Below are 19,660 nucleotides of genomic sequence, written 5' to 3'. Positions count from 1 at the left end.
ATCCGGCCCCGCGGTGCACGGTCGTCCTGCTAGGCTCGCTCACCTGTTCCCGCGGCCCGTCGCGGTCGCCCGGGCCCACTTCCGCTCCACGCCCGAAGTCCCAGCCGGACGAGGGCGTCCGCCCCGGAACCCGTGACTCCCCTGATCGAGATCCGTATGTCGCCCGCACCGTTCCCCGGCCAGCACCCCGCACCCGTCCCGCCCGTCCCGTGCCGCACGGAGGCAGCACGGTGAACGGTCAGGTCATCGGCGGGCGTTACGAACTTTCCACGCCGCTCGGGCAGGGCGGCATGGGCCAGGTCTGGATGGGCTACGACCGGCGCCTCGACCGTCGGGTGGGCGTCAAGCTGATGCGCGTGGACCGGGTGACCGGGACCCTGGACGCCGCGGAGACCCGCCGTCGCTTCGTGCGCGAGTGCCGGGTCACCGCACAGGTCGACCACCCCGGACTCGTCACCGTCCACGACGCCGGAAGCGACGCCGAGGACCTCTACCTGGTGATGCAGTACGTGGACGGGGCCGACCTCGCCGACCACCTCGCCGAGCACGAGCCCTACCCGTGGCGCTGGGCCGCCGCGGTCGCCGCACAGCTGTGCGCGGTGCTCACCGCCGTCCACGCGGTGCCGGTCGTGCACCGCGACCTCAAGCCCCGCAACGTCATGATCCGCCCGGACGGCACCCTCGTCGTCCTCGACCTCGGCATCGCCTCCGCGCTGGGCACCGACACCACCCAGCTCACCCGCACCGACTCACCCGTGGGCAGCCCCGCCTACATGGCGCCCGAGCAGGCGATGGGCGGCACCGTCGGGCCGTACACCGACCTCTACGCGCTGGGCGTGCTGCTCCACGAACTCCTCAGCGGCCAGGTCCCGTTCGCCGGGCCCACGCCCATGGACGTGCTCCACCGCCACCTGCACGAGGAACCGGTCCCGGTGCGCAGGCTGCGCCCCGACGTTCCCGAGGCCCTGGAAACCCTGATCCTCCACCTGCTCCGCAAGGACCCCGAGGCGCGCCCCGGCAGCGCCCAGCAGGTCTACCAGGCACTGCTTCCGCTGCTGCCCGCGTCCGTCGCGGGACCGCAGGCCGAGCCGGCGCCCGCACCGCTCGCCCCCATGGACCCCACCCGGCCGTTCCGCCAGCCGCACGCCCCCTGGCCGATGCTCCCCGCACGCGCCCACGCACCGGACCGCGCCCACCCGTCGACCGTTCCCGCAGGCACCGGTGCGGCGGCCGTACGCCCGGTGCCGGTGTCCGACCCGCGCGTGTCGGCTCCGCGGCCCGCCGAGCCGGCCGGCCCCCAGCCCGTCGCCCCCGTCGCTCCCGACGTGGCCCGCGCCGGTGCCTGGACCGCGGTGGCCGCCGCTCCTGCCGCCGCGCCGCCCGGACAGCGGTCCGCCGCGTCCGCCGCGTCCGCCGGGCCCGACGTCGGGGCCGCCGTCGACGAGGTCAAACGGCTGCTCGACCAGGGCCTGGTCACCCGCGCCGTGGACATCCTCGGCGGCATCCTGCCCGCCGCGGCCGAACGCCACGGCGCCCACTCACCGGTCGTCCGCAGCCTGCACAAGCAGTACGCCGCCACCTTGATGGACAACGGCCAGTACCGCCAGGCGCTGCCCGTACTCCGCCTGCTGGCCGCTGAGTACGGCAAGGAGACCGGCGTCGGCGCCACCCGCCAGGCGCTCCGGTTCCACTACGAGGCCGCCCAGTGCCTGGAGCAACTCGGCGAGGTCGCCCAGGCCCTGGAGGCCTACCGCACGCTGCTCCCGTCCTTCGAGTACTACACCGACGACCCGACGCGCCCGCTGGAGATCCGGCGCTCCATCGGCCATCTGCTGCTGGCCCAGGGCGAACGCGACCGCGCCCGGGACACCCTCACGCACCTCCTCTACGACGCCGAACGGCTGCACGGGCCGCAGCACGCGTTCCCCACGGAGATCCGCCGCATGCTGCACTGGCTGGGCCAGGTCCCCGGCTGAACCGGCTCCCGGGCCGGCCGCCGGTACGCGGCCGATCGGGTCGACGGGGACACGGAGTTCATGGGCCCGCCCTTTTGGCGACCGCGGGTTTATGCCGGGATTCATTCGCACCCCCCGCGACGTCAGCTGAGGAAGCGAACCGCCGTGAGGGACAGGCCTGCGACGGCGATCAGCCAGGTGTAGGGCAGCGTGCGCACCAGCACCTTCTCGGGGCGCACCCCCGCGTACTCGGCGCTCCACACGGTCTGCGTACTGGTCGGGTCGGAGACCCCGAGCACCTGGTTGTACGAGGCCATCACCCCGAGGACCGCCGCCGCCGGGTACACGTGGCCGGCGAGCAGCACGCCGGCCACGCCGGCACCCATGCCGTAGATGTTGAACGGGCCGCGGTACAGGCACAGCGGCACGAGCAGGCCGAGCACCAGCACGAACACCACCGGGTTGTGCGGGGTGACGGCGTCGACGAGGGGCCGCAGCGCCTTGACGGCGCCGGGCAGTTGGACCGCCTGGAGCAGCATGCCGATCGCGAGGAACATCATGATCGGGGCGGCGGCCACCTCGAAGCCCTGGTAGGCGGTGCGCAGCGCGGTCGACGAGAGCTTGCCGGGGCGGGTCGTGGTCAGCAGCGCGTACACGATGCCGACGAGCAGCGAGGGCACGATGGCCACCTGGAACACCAGGGCCAGCACGATCGGCACGAGCGGGGTGAGCAGCGCGTACCACGGGGCGTCCGTGCGGGCCTTGCGCACCGCGGGTTCGGGGGCGGCCGTGGGCATGGCCCAGGTGTGCACCGTGCCGCGCCGGCGGGACTCGATCAACACGAAGGCGAGCCCGAGTACCAGCACGATGGGGAAGAACGTGATCTGGAAGTCGCGCACCACGTGGACCGGCACGCCCACCGCCTGGGACAGGAACTGCCAGGAGGACAGCTCGAACGGGTTCCCGGCGGACAGGCCCATCACCACCACGCCGGAGGCGGTCACCGGCGGCAGCCCGATGCCGATCATGGCGGGTATCGCGATCAGGCCGACGAGCATCGCGGCCGGTGCGGAGCCGGTCACGGTGCCGGTGAGGGTGGCGACCAGGAAGACGCCGACGGCGACGCCGTAGGGCCGGTCGCCGCCGAGCTCGACGGTCTTGCGCACCACCGTCGAACCGATGCCGGTGACGTCCATCAGGGCGCCGAGCCAGGAGCCCAGCGCGATGGCGATGATCGTGTCGGCCAGCATGGCCGAGCCGGTCTGGAGGATGCCGTCGGTGATGCTGTGCTCGCCGCCGGTCAGCGGCGCAGCGGCCAGCAGCCCGATGCCGACCGCGAGGAGCGCGAGCGCGAAAGCGGTGGGCAGCTTCTTGGTCAGGATGAGAGCGACGCATGCCGCCATCAGGGCGAGGATGAGGAAACCCATCAGCCGTCGTCCTTCGCTGTGCGGGCACCGGCCACCAGGGCCAGCGCGTGGGTGATCAGGAGGGGTGAACGGCCGAGCCCGCAGGCCTGCTGCGCGTAGCCGTGGGCGAACACCTCGTGGGCGCCGCCGACATGGCCGTACCGCTGCACGCGGCCGAGCCGGAAGGTGACCAGGCCGAGCCGGGCACGCAACTCGCGGGCGGCGGGGCCGTGCAGCAGGCGGTGGCCGAGCTCATGGGTGACGGCCGCGTCCCGCAGCGCCCCGGCGGGGTACCAGGCGCGCCAGCCGAGCCGGTCCACCAGCCGTTCCGCCAGGTCGAGGGCGTCGTGGTGCAGGCGCACCTCGCGTTGCCGTTCGTGGTACTCGGCGACGACGACCCAGCCGGGGCGTAGCCCGTCGGCGGCGTCGACGACGGTGAGGCCCGACCTGCGCGCCTGCGCGCGCGGGTCGGCACCCGCCGTGCGTGCCTGCGCGCGGCCGGCCTCGGCCGCGACACCGGCCCAGTGGCGCAACTGCTCCGGTGCGCGGTGCGCGTGCACCTGCTGGGTGGCGAGGAACCGGGCGGCCAGCGCCGTGTCGTCAAGATCGGCGAGGGCCGCGCAGTCGTCCAGCACCGCGTCGGGGGCGAGCGTGGCGGTCATACCGGCACCTCCGCGATGACCGCGACCGGTTCGGCACCGTCCCGGCCGGACAGCTCCGTCTCCGCCACGCCCAGCACCTGCTCGGCCCTGGTCATCCCGGCCAGGTTCACGATCCTGCCGCCGAGCAGCAGGTGCACGGCGGGCAGCCGGGCCCCGCCGTCGCCGTACGCGGTCAACTCCTCGAGCACGCTGCCGAGCGTGTCCCGCGCCGCCGCACACGTCGAGGCGCGGACCTGACCGTCGGGCGACTGGAACCGCACCACGCCCTCGCGGTCCACCACCCGCAGCGGCAGCCGCTCCTTGCGCAGGTACCGGGCGGCCCCGCTGCGGGAGTCCGGCACGCCGAAGACGCGGTAGTGCGGGGTCTCGGCGAGCAGCCGCAGGTCGGCCGGTGCCACGCGGGCGGTGACCGCCGCGCACTCGCGCGCCCGTTCCTCGGACAGCGGGCCTTCCCCCAGGTCCTTGGTGCGCAGCTCGGTCGCGCCCGTGGCGATGGCCTGCACGGTGTTGCGGCGCGGGTCGATGACCACGTCGACCTCGACGGTGTCGCTGTGCGCGCCCTGCGCGACGACGGCTCGTTCGGCCTCGCGGCGCACCGCCAGCACATCGGACTGGGACGGCTGCGGGATGACCCGCTCGACCTGCTCGCGCACCATCGCCAGGGCCACCCCGATCGGGCTGATCACCTCGTTGTGCGCGGCGATGCGATGGGCCAGGTCCATGCCCTCGCCCAGGAACGGGGTGACCGCCGCTGCGCCGCCCCCGCCGCCGACGAGCACCAGGGCGTCGCGGTCGAGCCGGTACTGCTTGACCAGCGTCTGCACCACCTCGCGCACCGCCTTGGTGGCCACCTCCAGCACCTGCTTCGCCGCCCCGTCGACCGAGCTGCCGAGCGCCTTGGCCAGCGGTTCGAACGCGGCGCGCGCGGCCGCCGGGTCCGCATGGGCGTGGTCGCCCTCCGGGACCAGGCCGAGGGCGACGGCCGCGCAGGAGACGGTGAGCGCGTAGCGCCCGCCGGCCGCGTCGACGGCCACGTGGTCGTCCGGATCGTCGCCCATCGGGCGCACCGTCACCAGCGTCGCGCCGGCGAGGTCGGCCGGGTCGGCGTAGGCGGCGTACGGCAGTCCCGCGATGTGCGCGCTGCGCGGGCCGACGTGGGTGACCCGGCCGTCGCCGAGGCGCACCATCGAGCCGCCGCCGACGCCCACGGTGCGCACGTCGAGCGCGTTGAGGAAGGTGCGGTGGCCGCCGATCTCGGCGTGCCGCACCGCGACCTTGCCGCGCCGGATGACGCTGATGTCGGTGGAGGTGCCGCCGGTCTCCAGGAAGACGCCCTCGCTGATCTTCTCGCCCATCAGGGCGCCGGCGACCCCGGCGGCGGGTCCGGAGAGCACCGTGAGCAGGGGGCGCGCCCGCATCTGCGCCAGGTCCATCACCCCGCCGTCGCACCGCATCACCATCAGGGGCGACGTGATGCCGGCCGCCTTGATGCTCTTGTCGACCAGTTCGGCGGTGGTCAGCATCCGGGGCAGGATGCCGGCGTTGATGACCGCGGTGCGCACCCGGGTCTTGAGCCCGTACAGCTTGGTGATGTCGTGGCTGGTCGACGCGAGGACGCCGAGTTCGCGTGCGCACGCGGCGACCGCGTCCTCGCCGGCGGGGTCGTCGACGCTGAACGCCTCGGCGCCGACGACGACTTCGGCCCCCTCGCCGACGACCTTCCGCACCGCATCGGCCACCGCGGCTCCGAGGCCTTCGGCGTGCGCGTACGCGGCCTTGAGGTGCTTGCCGGGGGCCAGCCTGATGTCCTGGCCGCGGGTGAGCCGCCGGGTGCGCCAGCCGTCGAAGCCGGTGCCGAGGCCGACCACCCCGACCCGTGCGACGTCGCCCTCCAGGAGCGCGTTGGTCGCCTGGGTGGTGCCGTGCGCGAGGAACCCGACGTCGTCGGCGGTGGCCCCGGTCTGGTCGAGCAGTCGCGTCAGCGCGTCGACGATGCCCTGCGCGACGCCTTCGGCATGGTGGTGGGTCGTCGGCACCTTGACCTGGCCGACGAGTGCGAGCGTCTGCGCGTCGATGGCCACGGCATCGGTGAACGTGCCGCCGACATCGATGCCGACGCGGATGCGTGCGGGCATTTCAACCGCCTCCTTGTGGGGGCGACCCGCCGCGTTGCGGGCCGCCGCTGACCTGTGCGCTGGGCGCGCCTACGCGTGGGGGGTGAGTTCGGGCCCCAGGTACGCGTCCTGCGCGAGGAGGGAGCGTTGGAGCCGGTCGATGTCGACCTTGCGGGGGGTGATGCCGTCCTGGACGGCGAGTGCCGCCGCGACGCCCGCGGCGTGCCCGGTCGCGAACGCGGGTGGCATCACCCGGGTCGCGGCCATCGCCTCGTGCGTGGCGGACAGGCAGCGCCCGGCCACCAGCAGCCGCTCCACCCGGAGCGGCACGAGGCTGCGGTAGGGGATCTCGTAGGCGTTCGCGGTGCCGTACGCCTCGTCCACGCCGCCGCCGGCGCCGGTGGGGTCGTGGATGTCCACGGGGTAGCCGCAGAGCGCGATGACGTCGTCGAAGTGCCGGGCCTGCTGGAGGTCGGCCAGCGACAGGACGTGCTCGCCGACGATGCGCCGGGTCTCGCGCACGCCGACGGTGGCCGCGGTGTCGAGCAGCTCGCACCGCTCGAAGCCGGGCAACTCGGCCTGGAAGAACCGCACCAGCCGGTGGACCTGCTCGCGACCCGCCAGCTCGGCGGCCGTCAGATCGCGCGGGTCCGTGCCGTCCTTGCCGAGGATGCGGCTGGTGTTGATCCGCCACACGCCCGGCCGCAGCGTCTTGTACAGCCCGATCCCGCGGCGCGGCGACGGGAACCGGCCCTCCGCCGTGGCGCGGGCGACGATGGAGGCGTACGGCCGGTAGTCGTCGGGGTGGGAGCGCACGTACTCCTCGACACGTGCGTCGTCCACGCCGCGCACCCGGAAGAACGTGGTCATCGGCTGGGTGAGACCGTCGGACTCCCGCCCCTGTTCGAACGGCACACCGGCCGCCGCCGCCACGTCCGCGTCGGCCGAGCAGTCCACCACCACGCCGGCCGGCTGCACGCGCAGCCCGCCCTTGCCGGCGCACACCACCCCGGTCACCGCGCCGGCCGGGTCGTCCTCGGTCAGCACATCGGCGACGAAGGTGTGGAACAGCAGCTCCACCCCGGCTTCCAGGCACATCCGCTCGGCGACCACCTTGACGGCCTCGGGCTCGAACGGGGTGACCTTGTCGTGGCCGTACTCGATGAACCCGCAGTACGCGCTGCCCGCCGGGATCTCCGAGGGGTGCCGTGCCTGTCCTTCAGCGGCCATCCGCCGGATCAACTCGTCGAAGACACCGCGGATGAGCTGCTCGGAGCCGTCCAGCGAGAACGACGTCATGCACGGACCCACCAGGCCGGCGGTCAGATTGCCGCCGAGGTAGCCGTACCGCTCGACGAGCAGGGTGCGTGCCCCGGTCCGTGCGGCGCCGATCGCGGCGGCGATCCCCGCGGGCCCACCGCCCACGACCAGCACGTCCACGGGGTCGAGGACGGGGAGGGTGCGGGCGAACTCGACGCTCGTCCCGGGCGTTGTCGCAGCAGTCATGTTCAGTAGCCCCTCACGTCGGGCCAGGCCAGCTCGAAGCCCTGCCTGACCAGGTCGGACTGGAATGCGGAGAGCAGCTTCGGATCGGCGTGCACCTGGTGCGGGCGAAGGCCGTGCGCCAGGCAGTGCGCGGCCAGCGCGCCGGCCGCCTCGCCGACGTTCCACTCCACCGGGTGCAGCCGGTAGCAGCCGTTGGTGATGTGCGTGGTGCCGATGTTCTTGCCGGCCGGCAGCAGGTTGCGCATCCGCACCGGCAGCAGCGCACCCAGCGGGATCTGGAACGGCAGGCTGCCGACGTCGATGTAGGTGTCACCGCCCGTCGAGGGGTGCAGGTCGATGCGGTAGGCGCCGATGCCGACCGAGTCGGCGTAGCGGGTGGCGCCGCGCTCGCCGCGCACGGCCAGCGACACGTCGTTCTCGGTGACCGTGGTGACCGCCTCGATACGGCGGGACTCGCGGACGTAGGGCGCCTTCGCGAGGCCGTCGCGGGTGCCGACGATGTCGTGCCGCAGCCTGAGGCCCGGGAACCCGCTCCCGCCGTCCGCCCGCGGTGCCTCGGTCTGCAACCAGTACAGCAGGCTCAACGAGAGCTGCTTGGCCTGCTCGATGTGGCGCGCCGCGGTCTCGGGGGCGACCTCGATGACGTTGCCCAGCCAGTAGTCGTTCATCGGCCAGTTGACCAGGGTGACGTCCGAGTCGAACGCGCCCGGCAGATGGTTGCCGCGCGCGATGATCCGGCGGAACAGCCAGAGGTCCCTGTCGCCCTGGTCCTTGCGCTGGTCGGCCTGGACCGCGGTCGGGTCGTCGCCGGGCGCGGGGTTGAAGATTCGTTCCTGCACGCTGAGGGTGCGCGGGTCGGGGGCCTTGAGGCCCAGCAGCGGACCCGGCCAGAAGTCCGGCCGGTAGTCGCGCCAGAAGGCGTAGTCGCGCGGCCGGTCGATCACATGGTTCTCGCCCGGACGGTGCTCGATCGCGAAGCAGAAGGTGATGCCCTGCATGTTCGCCGGGTCGGCGACGGCGGGGGCGCTCGGCTCCCCGTGCCGGTCACGGCTCTCCGCACCGGTCACGTACGCCACCCCGGCCAGCGGCAGGAGATCGCCGCACTCGGTGGCGTCCAGCACGTAGCCGGCGTGGACGGTCACCGGCTCGCCCGTCGCCTCGTCCCGCAGCGTGACCGCGCGGACGGTGTCGCCGTCGGTGTGCGCCTCGACGGGCACGTGTTCCAGCAGCACGGTCAACCGGCCCGCCGCGCGGTGCGGTGCGAGCATCGCCTCGATCACCGCCAGCGCCACCCGCGGCTCGTGGCACAGCTTGCTCACGCGTCCGGCACCCGGGTTGAGCGCACGCTGGGCGCGGGCCGCGGAGTTGAGCGGGTAGTGCGTGCGGTAGTGGTCCCGGATGCCCTCCCGCAGCCGCCGGTACGCGGCCGTGCAGCCGAACTGCTCGATCCACGGGTGCTCGTCCGGTGGCACCGCCTGGCTCGTCAGCTGACCGCCCAGCCAGTCGGTGGGCTCGGTGAGCACGACCCTGCGGCCCGCCCGGCAGGCCGCGAGGGCGGCGGCGACGCCACCCAGCCCACCACCGACGACGAGCACGTCGGTCTGGATCTCGGACACGGAATTCCCTTCTCCCTGGACTTCTCGATCTCTGGCTTTCTCGGACTTTCGCCGGCTTTCTCGGACCTTCCCGAGCCTTCGCGGGCTTTCCCGAGCCTTCGCGAACCTTCGCGAGCTTTCTTCGAACGGGGCGGCGGCGCGTCAGCGCGCCGGCGGACCGGTGGTGTCACCCACCGCCAGCGGGCAGGCGAGCAGCTCCTGGCGCCCCGCGCCGCCGTCCCCCGCGAGCAGTTCCACCAGCATCCGCGCCGCCCGGCGGCCCATCTCCCGGCGCGGCACGGCGAACCCGGTCAGCACCGGCGTCCCGGACGGGGCGTTGACCTCCTCGCCGAGCAGGGCGAGCGAGAGGTCCTGCGGGCAGCGCAGCCCGGCCGCCGAGACGCTGGAACGCAGCGCGTGGAGCGCCGCCTGGGTGTCGGTGGCCTCCACCACGAACGCGGTGGCGCCGTCCGCCAACCAGCCGTGCAACCGCGCCTGGTCGAGGTCGCCCCCGTCGGTGAGGACGACCTCGCCGTCGATCCCGGTCTCCCGCAGCCCGAGGCGGACGCCCTCCTCACGGTCCAGCGAGGCGATCGCCTGGTCGGGCTCGCGCACGTACACCAGACGCCGGTGCCCCAGCCGGGCCAGCTCGGCCACCACGTCGGCGGCGGCCCGCACGTAGTCGGCGCCGACGTACGGCAGCCGGGTGCCGACGCTGTCGTTGCGTCCGACGTAGACCAGGGGGAACCCGTCGTCGAGCAGGCGCACCAGCTCGTCCTTGGGTGCGTGCCGGCCGATGAGCACGCAGCCGTCCGCCAGGCGCAGCCGGTTCAGCCCGGCCGCCTCCCCGTGTGGCCGGGTCGCCTCGGAGCCGGTGAACAGCAGCATGTCGTAGCCCTGCGCGGCGGCCTCCTCCTCCACGCCCACCAGGAACGGGTAGTAGGAGTTGCGGAAGTCCACCGGGAAGGTGGCCATGAACGTGTGGACGCCGAGCAGCCGGTTGTTCCGCGAGACCAACCGGCGTGCGGCCGGGTCCGCGACGTAGCCGAGCCGTCTGGCCGCCTCCAGCACCCGCTCGCGGGTCGACTGCGCCAGCGCCATCCCCACCTCGTTGTTGCTGAGCACCAGCGAGACCGTGGCCTGGGAGACCCCGGCCAGCCGGGCGATGTCCGCCTGCCGGGGCCGGCCGGACCGCGGTGCGCCGTTGCCGGGGCTCACCGCAGCATCAACCCGCCGTCGACGTCGAGGGCCGCGCCCTGCACGAAGGCGGCGGCCGGCGAGCACAGGTAGAGGATCGCGGCGGCCATGTCCTGCGGGCGGCCCATCCGGCCGAGCGGGATGTTCGCGGCGATGCGCTTCTTGAGGTCATCGGGGACGCCCGTGTGCATGGGGGTGTCGCTGGGCCCCGGCACGAGCGCGTTGACCCGCACGCCCTTGGCGGCGAACTCGCGGGCCAGGGACTTCACCAGGGACAGCACGCCGGCCTTGCTCGCCGCGTACGCCGAGTCGCAGATCAGACCGCCACCGCCGCGGAACCCGGCGTCCGAGGCGACCAGCACCACCGAGCCGCGCCCGGCGGGTTCCATGTGCCGCAGCACCTGCTGGGCCACGGCGAACGTGCCCACCAGGTTCACGTCCAGCACGCGGCGCCAGTGCCCGGCGTCCGCCGTCCTGCTGTGCTGCGAGGTGATCACGGCGGCACAGTGCGCGAGATGGTCGATCCGCCCGTGCTCCCGTGCGACCTCGTCGACGACGTGCGCCACCCGCTCCTCGTCGGCGACGTCCAGCGCCACGCCACGGGATCCGGGGATCCGGGCGGCCGCCCGCCGCACCCCGTCGGCGTCCCGGTCGGCGAGCACCACCCGCGCGCCGCAGGCCGCGAACGCCCGCGCGGTCTCGAACCCCATACCGCCGGCCGCCCCGGTGACGAAGGCGACCTCACCCTCGAAAGCGGACGGAGAGAAGACCTGCCAGGCACTCACGACGGTCTCGTCGCTCGCCGTGCTCATATCCAACCTCGCTCACTCATGGCACCGTTCGGTGAAGCCGTGTTATTAATACGTATTAACTACGAACCTGGGACGAGACTGACGGGCGCCGAGCGAGCTTGTCAACCCTTCGTGCGGCTTCCGTGCCCGCGCGGAACGGCGCAGGTGGCGGTGGGGTAGACCCAGGTCAGGCGGGCAAATCCGGCCGGCGGACCCGGAGATGGGCCCGCCGGCCGGGACGCCGGGTGAGGTCAGGAACCCGGGTGCAGACGCACGACCACGATCGAATAGGCCGGTACCGTCTGGCTGGTGGCGCTGCCCGCCGTGGTCGAACCGATCGACGTGGCGTTCTTCAGGTACGAGTGGACCGCCGGCGTCGCCGTCGACGGGGTGAACCCGTGGTACGACAGGCTGACCGTGGTGTCGTTGCCGGGGTCCTTGTTGATGAGCATGACGGCCACGTCGCCGTTCGCGCTCCGGACCGCGTGCGCGGACACCAGCGAGGTCGAACTGCTGGTCTTGACCAGGGTGTCGTCCGGCGAACCCAGCTTGGTGACCATCTGGACGCCGTAGTACGGCGGGAACGGGGTGTTCAACGACGGCTCGCAGGAGGCGCCGCTGGACAGGATCCCGCCGTCGTCGTAGTCGGTGGCGCCCTCCACCGTGGTCACCTTGGAGCAGTCGGTGCCGTTGTGCAGGTCCCACCAGTCGAGGGTGAACGCGCCGTTCTCCAGCCAGGTCAGATACTCGTCCGGCGCGAAGAGACCGTTCGGGGCGGTGTCCTTGTAGGCGTTGGCGTTGGCCTCGGTCACCGCGATCCCGACGTGGGACGCGTTGCTCCCGGCGTACTGGTCGATCAACTGCCGCAGCGTGCCGGCCATGCCGGGGATCTCGGCCTGCGGCTTGCCCAGCAGGTCCGCCTGGCTGTTGCCGATGGGGTAGTGGTGCACGATCACGAAGTCGATCTTCTGGCCGGCGATCGACATGACCGTGTGGTTCCAGTCCATCGAGTCGCCGGTGCCGGTGATGCCGTCCGGCCAGGCCCCCGGGGTGGTCAGCACCGCGCCGATCTTGATGGTCGGGTCGACCGCCTTCATCGCCGACGCGTAGCTCAACAGGTTCGTGGCGTACGTCGTCGCGCTGTGGCTGTCATGGTGGTCGGTCTCCCAGGTGGCGCCGTACTCGCCGTTGCCGTAGACCTCGTTGCCGATCTCCCAGTACTTCACCCCGTACTGCTTGGTCACGTTCGCGTACCGCACCCAGGCGGCGGCCTCGTCCGGGGTGCCCGAGCCGTAGTTCGCGGTGACGATCGGCTGGGCGTGCGCGGCGTGCACCGAGCCGACGAACGTGTCGAAGTCCGTGTCGGGCGCCACGTAGCCGCCCTCGACGGTGTGCGTCTGCCAGTGGTAGCCGTCCGAGTAGCTGCCGCCGGGGTAACGGACCATGCCGACACCTGCGGCCTTGTACAGCCCGGAGATGTCCGGGTGGTTCATGTTTCCGTCGTAGACCGCCACGTTCATGCCGACGCCGGTGGCCGGGATCGTCGCCAGGGCCTGGCCGGCGTCGATCGACACCGACGCGGTGGTGGCGGACGTGGCGGGTGCGGCGGTCGCGGGCGACGGGGGCGCCGCGGACCGCGGGGCCGCAGCGGACGTGCCTGCGGCGGCCAGCAGCAGGGCGGCCGACAGACCGGCCAATCGAGTGATGTGTCCATGACATATGGCGCGCACACGGCTTGATCTGCGCATGAATACCTCCGGGGGTGCACTACGTGGTGCGAGGCGTGGATCCGGGCGTGGCTTCCTGGGGCGGACCTGCCTGAGCGGTTGGGCGCAGGTCCATGGGCGCGGTCTTCGGAAGCCGTCGATCGAATCGACGGAAACTCTCCATCGCTATGGCCCGATTGTTTCCGGAAGGCTAGTGAGGACACCCGTTGCGGTCAATGGGCGCTTGGCTGCCGCGGGCTGACGCGGTCGCAGGGCAGTCCGCAACCCGGCCGGGCGCAGATGGCGTGGTGTGGCCGGTGAGGTGGGGGGACTCGCCCCTCGGGGGGCGGGTCGGCTCCGTCCGGGAGGGGCGTGGGTCGGCTCCGCGGCGCGCGGTCATCCCCGCGGCGGCGCCGTGCTGGACCGGACGGTCAGGGTGGTCGCGATCTCCAGTCCGGTCTGGGGCGCCTTCTCGCCCCGGCCGAGCGTGAGCGCCATCTCGGTCGCCGCCACGGCCATTTCCGTGAGGGGCTGGTGGACGCTGGTCATCGGGGGGTCCACCCAGGCGGCGACCGGCAGGTCGTCGAAGCCGACCACGCTCAGGTCGTCGGGGATGCGCAGACCGGCCTCGCGCGCGGCCTGGTAGACCCCGAGCGCCTGGAGGTCGTTCGCGGCGAAGATGGCGGTCGGCCGGTCGGCACGTGCCAGCAGCCCGCGGGCGGCGGCGCAGCCCGCCTCGCGGGTGAGGGCGGCGTGCACCACGAGGTCGGGGACCGCGGGCAGGCCGGCCGCCTGGACGGCCGAGCGGTAGCCGTCCAGCCGTGCGCAGCAGCACAGCACGTCCTCCGGGCCGCTGATCATCGCGATGCGACGATGGCCGAGCTCGACCAGGTGCCGGGTCGCGGTGCGGCCGCCGGACCAGTTCGTGGCGCCCACGAACGGGACGTCGTCCGGCAGTTCGGTGGTCGGGTCGAAGACGACGAACGGGATCCCCTTCGCCGTCAGCTGCGCGCGCTCGGCGTCGGTGAGCTGGGCGACGGACAGGACGCAGTTCGGCCGCCGGGAGACCGTGTCGTCCCAGCTCGGTGCGGTGGTGTCGTGCAGTCCGAACTCGGACACCAGGACACCGACGCGGTGCTTGCGTGCCACCTGCTCCACACCACGGATGATCTCCACGGCCCACATGTCCTTCAGCTCGCGGAACACCAGCTCCACCACGTTGCTGCGGCCCGCCCCCGCAGGCTTGCGGTAGCCGTAGCGGTTGACCAGTTCCTCGACCCGGGCGCGGGTGTCCGCCGACACCCCCGACTTGCCGTTGATCACCTTCGACACGGTGGGGACGGACACCCCAGCGGACTCCGCTATATAGGCGATGGTGACCGGCCTGGCTGCGTCGCCGGGCGCGGGCTCCTCCGTGGGATCCGCCCTGGGCTCCTCCGCGGGCTCCGCATGGGGCGCCCCCGCCACCGGTCCATCAGCTGTGTGGTCCGCTGTGTGGTCCGCCAAGGTCGCCTTCTCCCGATCCCCGGACCGCGCACGCCCGGCTGGCGCGGGGCGAAAGCGGCCTGAACGACGTCATGTGCGTGGACAGCGTCATTCTGGCACTCCACGGTGCCGGACCGGCGTCCGCTGGCAGGCTCCGTATAAATTCTCTGCCGTTCTTGAAGAAAGTTTCTTTCCGTTACGTCTATGCCTACGCCTACGCCTACGCCCCGGCACCGAGGGAAGCGGCCTCGTCGGGGACCGCGGCGACGTCCTTCTCCGTCCTCGCGTCGACCGGGTGGCTCAGGTCGCCTCTGGAAGGCGGCACATTCGTTGCGCGTCAGCCGTCTGACGACTGTCAATGGTCGAAGTTCGCCCTGGTCAGAGGGGTGGGCCCGGGATTCCGGTCCGGTCGGGCGGGCCGTCGCCGGGCTTCGCCGGCCTGGCAGGATGCAGGTCCATGAGCGCTCAGCGGTGGAGCACCCACGCGATCGAGATGACCCGCGACCGGGTCGTCAAGCGGTTCCCGAAGAACGACGAAGGGCGTGCCGAGCGTGAGTGGCGGGCGCTGACGCTGCTGGCCGCGCACGCCCCGGGGTTGGCCCCCGAGCCCTGGGAGGCGGACCTCGCGGCCGATGAGCCGGTGGTGGTGATGTCCCGGATCGCGGGCGATCCGCTGCGCGCCGGTCTCCTGGGGAACGAGCAGGTGAAGGCCCTGGCGGAAGCGGTGACCCTACTGCACTCGGCCGTGCCGGCCGACGTCCTCGACGGGGTCCTGCCGCGGCCCGGCCGGCAGGTACGGCTGATCGAACATCTCGACGTGTGGGGCGAGACCGTCAGGCCCACATGGGATGGCCTGGTCAGGCAGGCCATGGATGCCGGGATGGGGTGGCTGGGCCGGTCCGGTCTCGCGGCCGGCGGCACGGGGGAGGGGCGTGCGGTCTTCGGCCCGGGGGACGGCAACCTCGCCAACTACCTGTGGGACGGCTCCCGGGTGCGCATCGTCGACTTCGAGGACTCCGGCCGCAGCGACCGGCCCTTCGAACTGGCGGAGATCACCGAGCACGTGGCCAGCTGGGTGGAGCAGCCGCTGGACGTCGCCGCGTTCCTCGGCCACTTCGACCTCTGCGCCGCGGAGACCGCCCGCCTGCGGGAGTGCCGTCGACTGCTGGCGCTCGTCTGGCTGTTCCTGCTGGCGGGCGACGATCCGCAGTGCCCCCGCAACCCACCGGGAACGGTGGAACGGCAGGCCGAACGGCTGCTGGAGCTGCTGGCCTGAGTGCCGGGCCCTGCTGGAACGGCAAAAACGGCGATGAGGGCGCCCGGGCCGGCCGTCGTGGCCGGGCCGAACGCCCTCATCCGGTGCACGGGGCGAGCAGCGCGGGTGATCAGGGGAGTGAGATCGGCCGCGCCGCTCGCACCCGTCGATCAGACCAGGTCGAACCGGTCGCCGTTCATCACCTTGGCCCACGCCGACACGAAGTCGGTCACGAACTTGTCCGACGCGTCGTCGCTCGCGTAGACCTCCGCGAGCGCCCGCAGCTCGGAGTTCGAGCCGAAGACGAGGTCGGCACGGGTGCCGGTCCACCGGACCTTGCCGGTGGCGTCGCGGCCCTCGTAGGTGGTGCGGTCCTCGGAGGCCGCGTTCCACGTGGTGTCCATGTCGAGCAGGTTGACGAAGAAGTCGTTCGTCAGCGTGCCCGGCTTCTCGGTGAAGACACCGAGCGACGACTGCTGGTGGGTGGCGCCCAGCACGCGGAGGCCGCCGACGAGGACGGTCATCTCGGGTGCGCTCAGGCCCAGCAGGTTCGCCCTGTCGAGCAGCAGGTACTCGGCCGGGAGGCGGTTGCTCTTGCCGTGGTAGTTGCGGAAGCCGTCGGCGGAGGGCTCCAGCGCGACGAAGGACTCCGCGTCGGTGTGCTCGTCCGTGGCGTCCACGCGACCCGGCGTGAAGGGCACCTCGACGTCGTGACCGGCGTCCTTGGCGGCCTTCTCGATGCCGGCGGAGCCGCCGAGCACGATCAGGTCGGCGAGGGAGACCTTCTTGGCGCCGGAGTTGAACTCACCCTGGATGCCCTCCAGGGTGCGCAGCACCTGCGCCAGCTGGTCGGGGTCGTTCGCCTCCCAGTTGCGCTGCGGCTCCAGGCGGATGCGGGCACCGTTGGCGCCGCCGCGCTTGTCGCTGGTGCGGAAGGTGGAGGCCGAGGACCAGGCGGTGTACACCAGCTGCGACACGGTCAGACCCGAGTCGAGGATCTTGGCCTTGAGGGCCGCGACGTCGGCGGCGTCGATGGCCTCGCCCTCGGGCTCCGGCAGCGGGTCCTGCCAGATCAGGGTCTCCTCCGGGACCTCCGGGCCGAGGTACAGCGACTTCGGGCCCATGTCACGGTGGGTCAGCTTGTACCAGGCGCGGGCGAAGGCGTCCGCGAACTCCTCGGGGTTCTCGTAGAAGCGCCGCGAGATCGGCTCGTAGATCGGGTCGAACCGGAGCGAGAGGTCCGTCGTCAGCATCCGCGGAGCGTGGCTCTTCGACGGGTCGTGGGCGTCCGGGATGGTGCCGGCACCCGCCCCGTCCTTGGCGACCCACTGGTTGGCGCCGGCCGGGCTCTGCTCCAGCTCGTACTCGTACTCGAACAGGTTCTTGAAGAAGCCCATGCCCCACTGGGTCGGCGTGCTGGTCCAGGTGACCTCCAGGCCACTGGTGATCGCGTCGCCGGCCTTGCCGGTGCCGTGGCTGTTCGCCCAGCCGAGGCCCTGCGCCTCGATCGGGGCGGCCTCGGGGTCGTCGCCGACGGCGTCGGCCGGGCCGTTGCCGTGGGTCTTGCCGAAGGTGTGGCCACCGGCGATGAGGGCGACGGTCTCCTCGTCGTTCATCGCCATCCGGCGGAACGTCTCACGGATGTCGCGGGCCGCCGCGATCGGGTCCGGGTTGCCGTTCGGGCCCTCCGGGTTGACGTAGATGAGGCCCATCTGGACCGCGCCGAGGGGCTCCTCGAGGTCACGGTCGCCGGTGTAGCGCTCGTCGCCGAGCCAGGTGGTCTCGGGGCCCCAGTAGACGTCCTCCTCCGACTCCCAGACGTCCGCGCGGCCGCCGGCGAAGCCGAAGGTCGTAAAGCCCATGGTCTCCAGGGCGACGTTGCCGGTGAGGATCAGCAGGTCGGCCCAGGACAGGCTCTGGCCGTACTTCTTCTTGACCGGCCACAGCAGCCGGCGGGCCTTGTCCAGGTTGCCGTTGTCCGGCCAGCTGTTGAGCGGGGCGAAGCGCTGCTGGCCGGCGCCGGCGCCGCCGCGGCCGTCGCTGATGCGGTAGGTGCCCGCGCTGTGCCACGCCATCCGGATCATGAGCGGGCCGTAGTTGCCGAAGTCGGCCGGCCACCAGTCCTGGGAGGTGGTCAGCACCTCGGCGATGTCCTGCTTCACGGCCGCGAGGTCGAGTGCCTTGAACGCCTCGGCGTAGTCGAACCCCTCGTCGAGCGGGTTGGCCACGGCGGGGTTCTTGGCGAGGATCTTCAGATTGAGCCGCTCCGGCCACCACTGGCGGTTTCCGCCGCCCTGCGTCGGGTGGGGCGCACGCCCGTGCGCGACGGGGCAGCCACCGCCCTCCGTCTTGGCGTCTGTGACGATTGCGTCTGGGTTCTCGGACAAGGTGGGGAATCCTTCCGGACTAGATCACTGTGCTCAAGCACTGCGGGCGGTCGGACAGTCGGGGCACAGGCCCCAGTAGATCACCTCGGTGGTGATCGCATCCGTCTCCTCGATCAGGAAATCGAGGAGCCGTGGTCTTCGGTTGTGACGCTCTCACCGGTGGCGGGTCGTGGTCGTCGACCGGTGCGACGGGGCGACGTCCCGTGGCGGCGAACCCGCACGGGGCCGCGCGTCCGGACGGAAGTGAGACATGGCCCACGTGGTCGCGTATCCGGGAGGTGGTCGCCGTTCCGGCGGGCCGACCGCCGAGTGGATCTTCTCGGCGATCACCGTCCCGTGCGGTCCTCTCGGGCGGCGCGACGCGGGCCGGAGTCATCCGTGGGCCGGCACCGCGCGCCGGCTCGACGGTCGTCCTGTCACGTCTCTCTCTCCTGCCGCACTGGGATCTTCCCGTCCCTCGGTTATGGTCGGAACCGATCCTACAATGGACAAAGTCCAAGTCAAGAAGCACGCCAAACCCGTAACCGATCGTAACTCGGACATCTACTGGTAATCTTCCGGTATCCCACTGAACCTGAACGGGTGAACCGACATGAGTGACCTGCTGGAGCGACTGAGGGGACGTGGCTGGCGGATGACCTCTCAGCGACGTGTCGTCGCTGAGGTCCTCGACGGCGAGCATGTCCACCTCACGGCCGACGAGGTGCATGCCCGCGCGGGACAACGCCTGCCCGAGATCTCCCGGGCGACCGTCTACAACACGCTCGGCGAGCTCGTCCTGCTCGGCGAGATCATCGAGGTCAGCACCGACGGCCGCGCCAAGCGCTACGACCCCAACGCCCACCGCCCGCACCACCACCTGGTGTGCACCAACTGCGACACCATCCGTGACGTCCACCCGAGCGGCAATCCGCTGACCGACCTCCCGACGGAGGAGCGTTTCGGCTTCCGGGTCACCGAAGCCGACATCACCTACCGCGGGCTGTGCCCGTCCTGCGCCTAGGGTCTTTCGGTCGGGACGGGGCGGGACACGGGGAGGGCGCAGTCGTGCAGGCGAACAGGCTGGTCATCGTCAACGGCCAGGAGGGGGTGGGGAAGTCCACCCTGGTGCGGGCGCTGCTCCGGCACACGCCCCAAGGCGCACAGATCGACGCGGAGGACGTGGGCCAGGTCCACCCCTGGGTCTTCGACGACGCCTTCCGGGAGCTGCACCGCCGCAACGTCGCCTGCCTCGTGCGCAACTTCTGGCAGGCCGGCTACCACAACGTCGTCGCCGGCAGCTTCCTCCAGGACCACGCGCAGTACCTGGCCTTCCGCGCCCTGCTGCCGGAGGAAGCCGCCGTCTTCGTCGTCCGGTTGCTGGCCTCGAAGGCGGTACGTGACCACCGGCGCATCCATCGCGGGAAACCCACGAGCAGACAATGGCGTGATCACGTGGACGCGGCATACCCGGACGACACCACGTTCCGCCGCGCCACGGCCGACTACCGGTACGTCGAAGTCGACAACAGCCACCAGACCGTGGAGGAGACCGTGTCCAGCATCAAGGCGGCGTTCCCCGAGATCTACACCGCCTGACCGGCTGCACCTACGCCGCTCGA

General features: G+C 72.1%; 14 protein-coding genes. 4 read left to right on the top strand and 10 right to left on the bottom strand.

Annotation, left to right across the window (positions count from 1 at the left end):
- The first annotated feature begins 230 nt into the window (after positions 1-230).
- Positions 231-1,976 (top strand): protein kinase domain-containing protein, encoded by a 1,746-nt coding sequence (locus tag NQO67_RS08070; protein WP_255948601.1) that lies wholly within the window; start codon positions 231-233, stop codon positions 1,974-1,976.
- 122 nt (positions 1,977-2,098) lie between these two features.
- On the opposite strand, the gene NQO67_RS08065 is transcribed toward NQO67_RS08070, so the two are convergent.
- The 9 genes from NQO67_RS08065 to NQO67_RS08025 form a co-directional block, all read right to left on the bottom strand.
- Complete coding sequence (locus tag NQO67_RS08065; RefSeq protein ID WP_255948590.1) at positions 2,099-3,382, bottom strand: transporter; 1,284 nt, start codon at positions 3,380-3,382, stop codon at positions 2,099-2,101.
- Entirely contained in the window at positions 3,382-4,023 is a 642-nt protein-coding gene (locus NQO67_RS08060; protein WP_255948588.1) for a hypothetical protein, read from the bottom strand. The genes NQO67_RS08065 and NQO67_RS08060 overlap by 1 nt, the downstream gene beginning before the upstream one ends.
- The gene (locus NQO67_RS08055) at positions 4,020-6,158 is read right to left on the bottom strand and encodes a hydantoinase/oxoprolinase family protein (protein ID WP_255948586.1); all 2,139 of its coding nucleotides are present in this window, start codon (positions 6,156-6,158) and stop codon (positions 4,020-4,022) included. Before NQO67_RS08055 ends, NQO67_RS08060 begins: the two co-directional genes overlap by 4 nt.
- Before the next feature lie 69 nt (positions 6,159-6,227).
- Complete coding sequence (locus NQO67_RS08050) at positions 6,228-7,643, bottom strand: FAD-dependent oxidoreductase (RefSeq protein WP_255948584.1); 1,416 nt, start codon at positions 7,641-7,643, stop codon at positions 6,228-6,230.
- Between the two features lie 2 nt (positions 7,644-7,645).
- Positions 7,646-9,259 (bottom strand): FAD-dependent oxidoreductase, encoded by a 1,614-nt coding sequence (locus NQO67_RS08045; protein WP_255948582.1) that lies wholly within the window; start codon positions 9,257-9,259, stop codon positions 7,646-7,648.
- Between the two features lie 141 nt (positions 9,260-9,400).
- The gene (locus NQO67_RS08040; RefSeq protein WP_255948580.1) at positions 9,401-10,456 is read right to left on the bottom strand and encodes a LacI family DNA-binding transcriptional regulator; all 1,056 of its coding nucleotides are present in this window, start codon (positions 10,454-10,456) and stop codon (positions 9,401-9,403) included.
- Positions 10,453-11,247 (bottom strand): SDR family NAD(P)-dependent oxidoreductase, encoded by a 795-nt coding sequence (locus NQO67_RS08035; protein WP_255948578.1) that lies wholly within the window; start codon positions 11,245-11,247, stop codon positions 10,453-10,455. The genes NQO67_RS08040 and NQO67_RS08035 overlap by 4 nt, the downstream gene beginning before the upstream one ends.
- Positions 11,248-11,477: 230 nt before the next feature.
- Positions 11,478-12,923 (bottom strand): cellulose-binding protein, encoded by a 1,446-nt coding sequence (locus tag NQO67_RS08030; RefSeq protein ID WP_255948576.1) that lies wholly within the window; start codon positions 12,921-12,923, stop codon positions 11,478-11,480.
- 405 nt (positions 12,924-13,328) lie between these two features.
- Complete coding sequence (locus NQO67_RS08025; RefSeq protein ID WP_305125574.1) at positions 13,329-14,438, bottom strand: LacI family DNA-binding transcriptional regulator; 1,110 nt, start codon at positions 14,436-14,438, stop codon at positions 13,329-13,331.
- A 436-nt stretch (positions 14,439-14,874) separates the two neighbouring features.
- Between NQO67_RS08025 and NQO67_RS08020 the strand changes: the two genes are divergently transcribed.
- Positions 14,875-15,693 carry a phosphotransferase family protein gene (locus tag NQO67_RS08020; RefSeq protein WP_255948573.1) on the top strand — a complete coding sequence of 273 codons (819 nt, stop codon included), beginning with the start codon at positions 14,875-14,877 and terminating at the stop codon, positions 15,691-15,693.
- A 149-nt stretch (positions 15,694-15,842) separates the two neighbouring features.
- On the opposite strand, the gene katG is transcribed toward NQO67_RS08020, so the two are convergent.
- Entirely contained in the window at positions 15,843-18,059 is a 2,217-nt protein-coding gene (katG, locus tag NQO67_RS08015) for a catalase/peroxidase HPI (RefSeq protein WP_255948571.1), read from the bottom strand.
- Positions 18,060-18,651: 592 nt separating this feature from the next.
- On the opposite strand from katG, the gene NQO67_RS08010 reads away from it, so the two are divergent.
- Both NQO67_RS08010 and NQO67_RS08005 read left to right on the top strand, forming a co-directional pair.
- The gene (locus NQO67_RS08010; protein ID WP_255948556.1) at positions 18,652-19,062 is read left to right on the top strand and encodes a Fur family transcriptional regulator; all 411 of its coding nucleotides are present in this window, start codon (positions 18,652-18,654) and stop codon (positions 19,060-19,062) included.
- 44 nt (positions 19,063-19,106) lie between these two features.
- Positions 19,107-19,637: a DEAD/DEAH box helicase family protein gene (locus NQO67_RS08005; RefSeq protein ID WP_255948554.1), complete on the top strand. Its 531-nt coding sequence runs from the start codon at positions 19,107-19,109 to the stop codon at positions 19,635-19,637.
- Positions 19,638-19,660 lie beyond the last annotated feature (23 nt).

Origin of the sequence: Streptomyces odontomachi (assembly GCF_024435355.1) — a bacterium.
GTDB lineage: Bacteria > Actinomycetota > Actinomycetes > Streptomycetales > Streptomycetaceae > Streptomyces > Streptomyces odontomachi.
Note: the sequence above shows the minus strand (reverse complement) of the source record. Positions and strands in the feature narration are given on the sequence as shown.

Bases quoted from the DNA above. Each gene is read 5' to 3' on its own strand.
- NQO67_RS08065 (WP_255948590.1), bottom strand. From the start codon at position 3,382: ATGGGTTTCCTCATCCTCGCCCTGATGGCGGCATGCGTCGCTCTCATC.
- NQO67_RS08060 (WP_255948588.1), bottom strand. From the start codon at position 4,023: ATGACCGCCACGCTCGCCCCCGACGCGGTGCTGGACGACTGCGCGGCC.
- NQO67_RS08055 (WP_255948586.1), bottom strand. From the start codon at position 6,158: ATGCCCGCACGCATCCGCGTCGGCATCGATGTCGGCGGCACGTTCACC.
- NQO67_RS08050 (WP_255948584.1), bottom strand. From the start codon at position 7,643: ATGACTGCTGCGACAACGCCCGGGACGAGCGTCGAGTTCGCCCGCACC.
- NQO67_RS08035 (WP_255948578.1), bottom strand. From the start codon at position 11,247: ATGAGCACGGCGAGCGACGAGACCGTCGTGAGTGCCTGGCAGGTCTTC.
- NQO67_RS08020 (WP_255948573.1), top strand. From the start codon at position 14,875: ATGAGCGCTCAGCGGTGGAGCACCCACGCGATCGAGATGACCCGCGAC.
- NQO67_RS08010 (WP_255948556.1), top strand. From the start codon at position 18,652: ATGAGTGACCTGCTGGAGCGACTGAGGGGACGTGGCTGGCGGATGACC.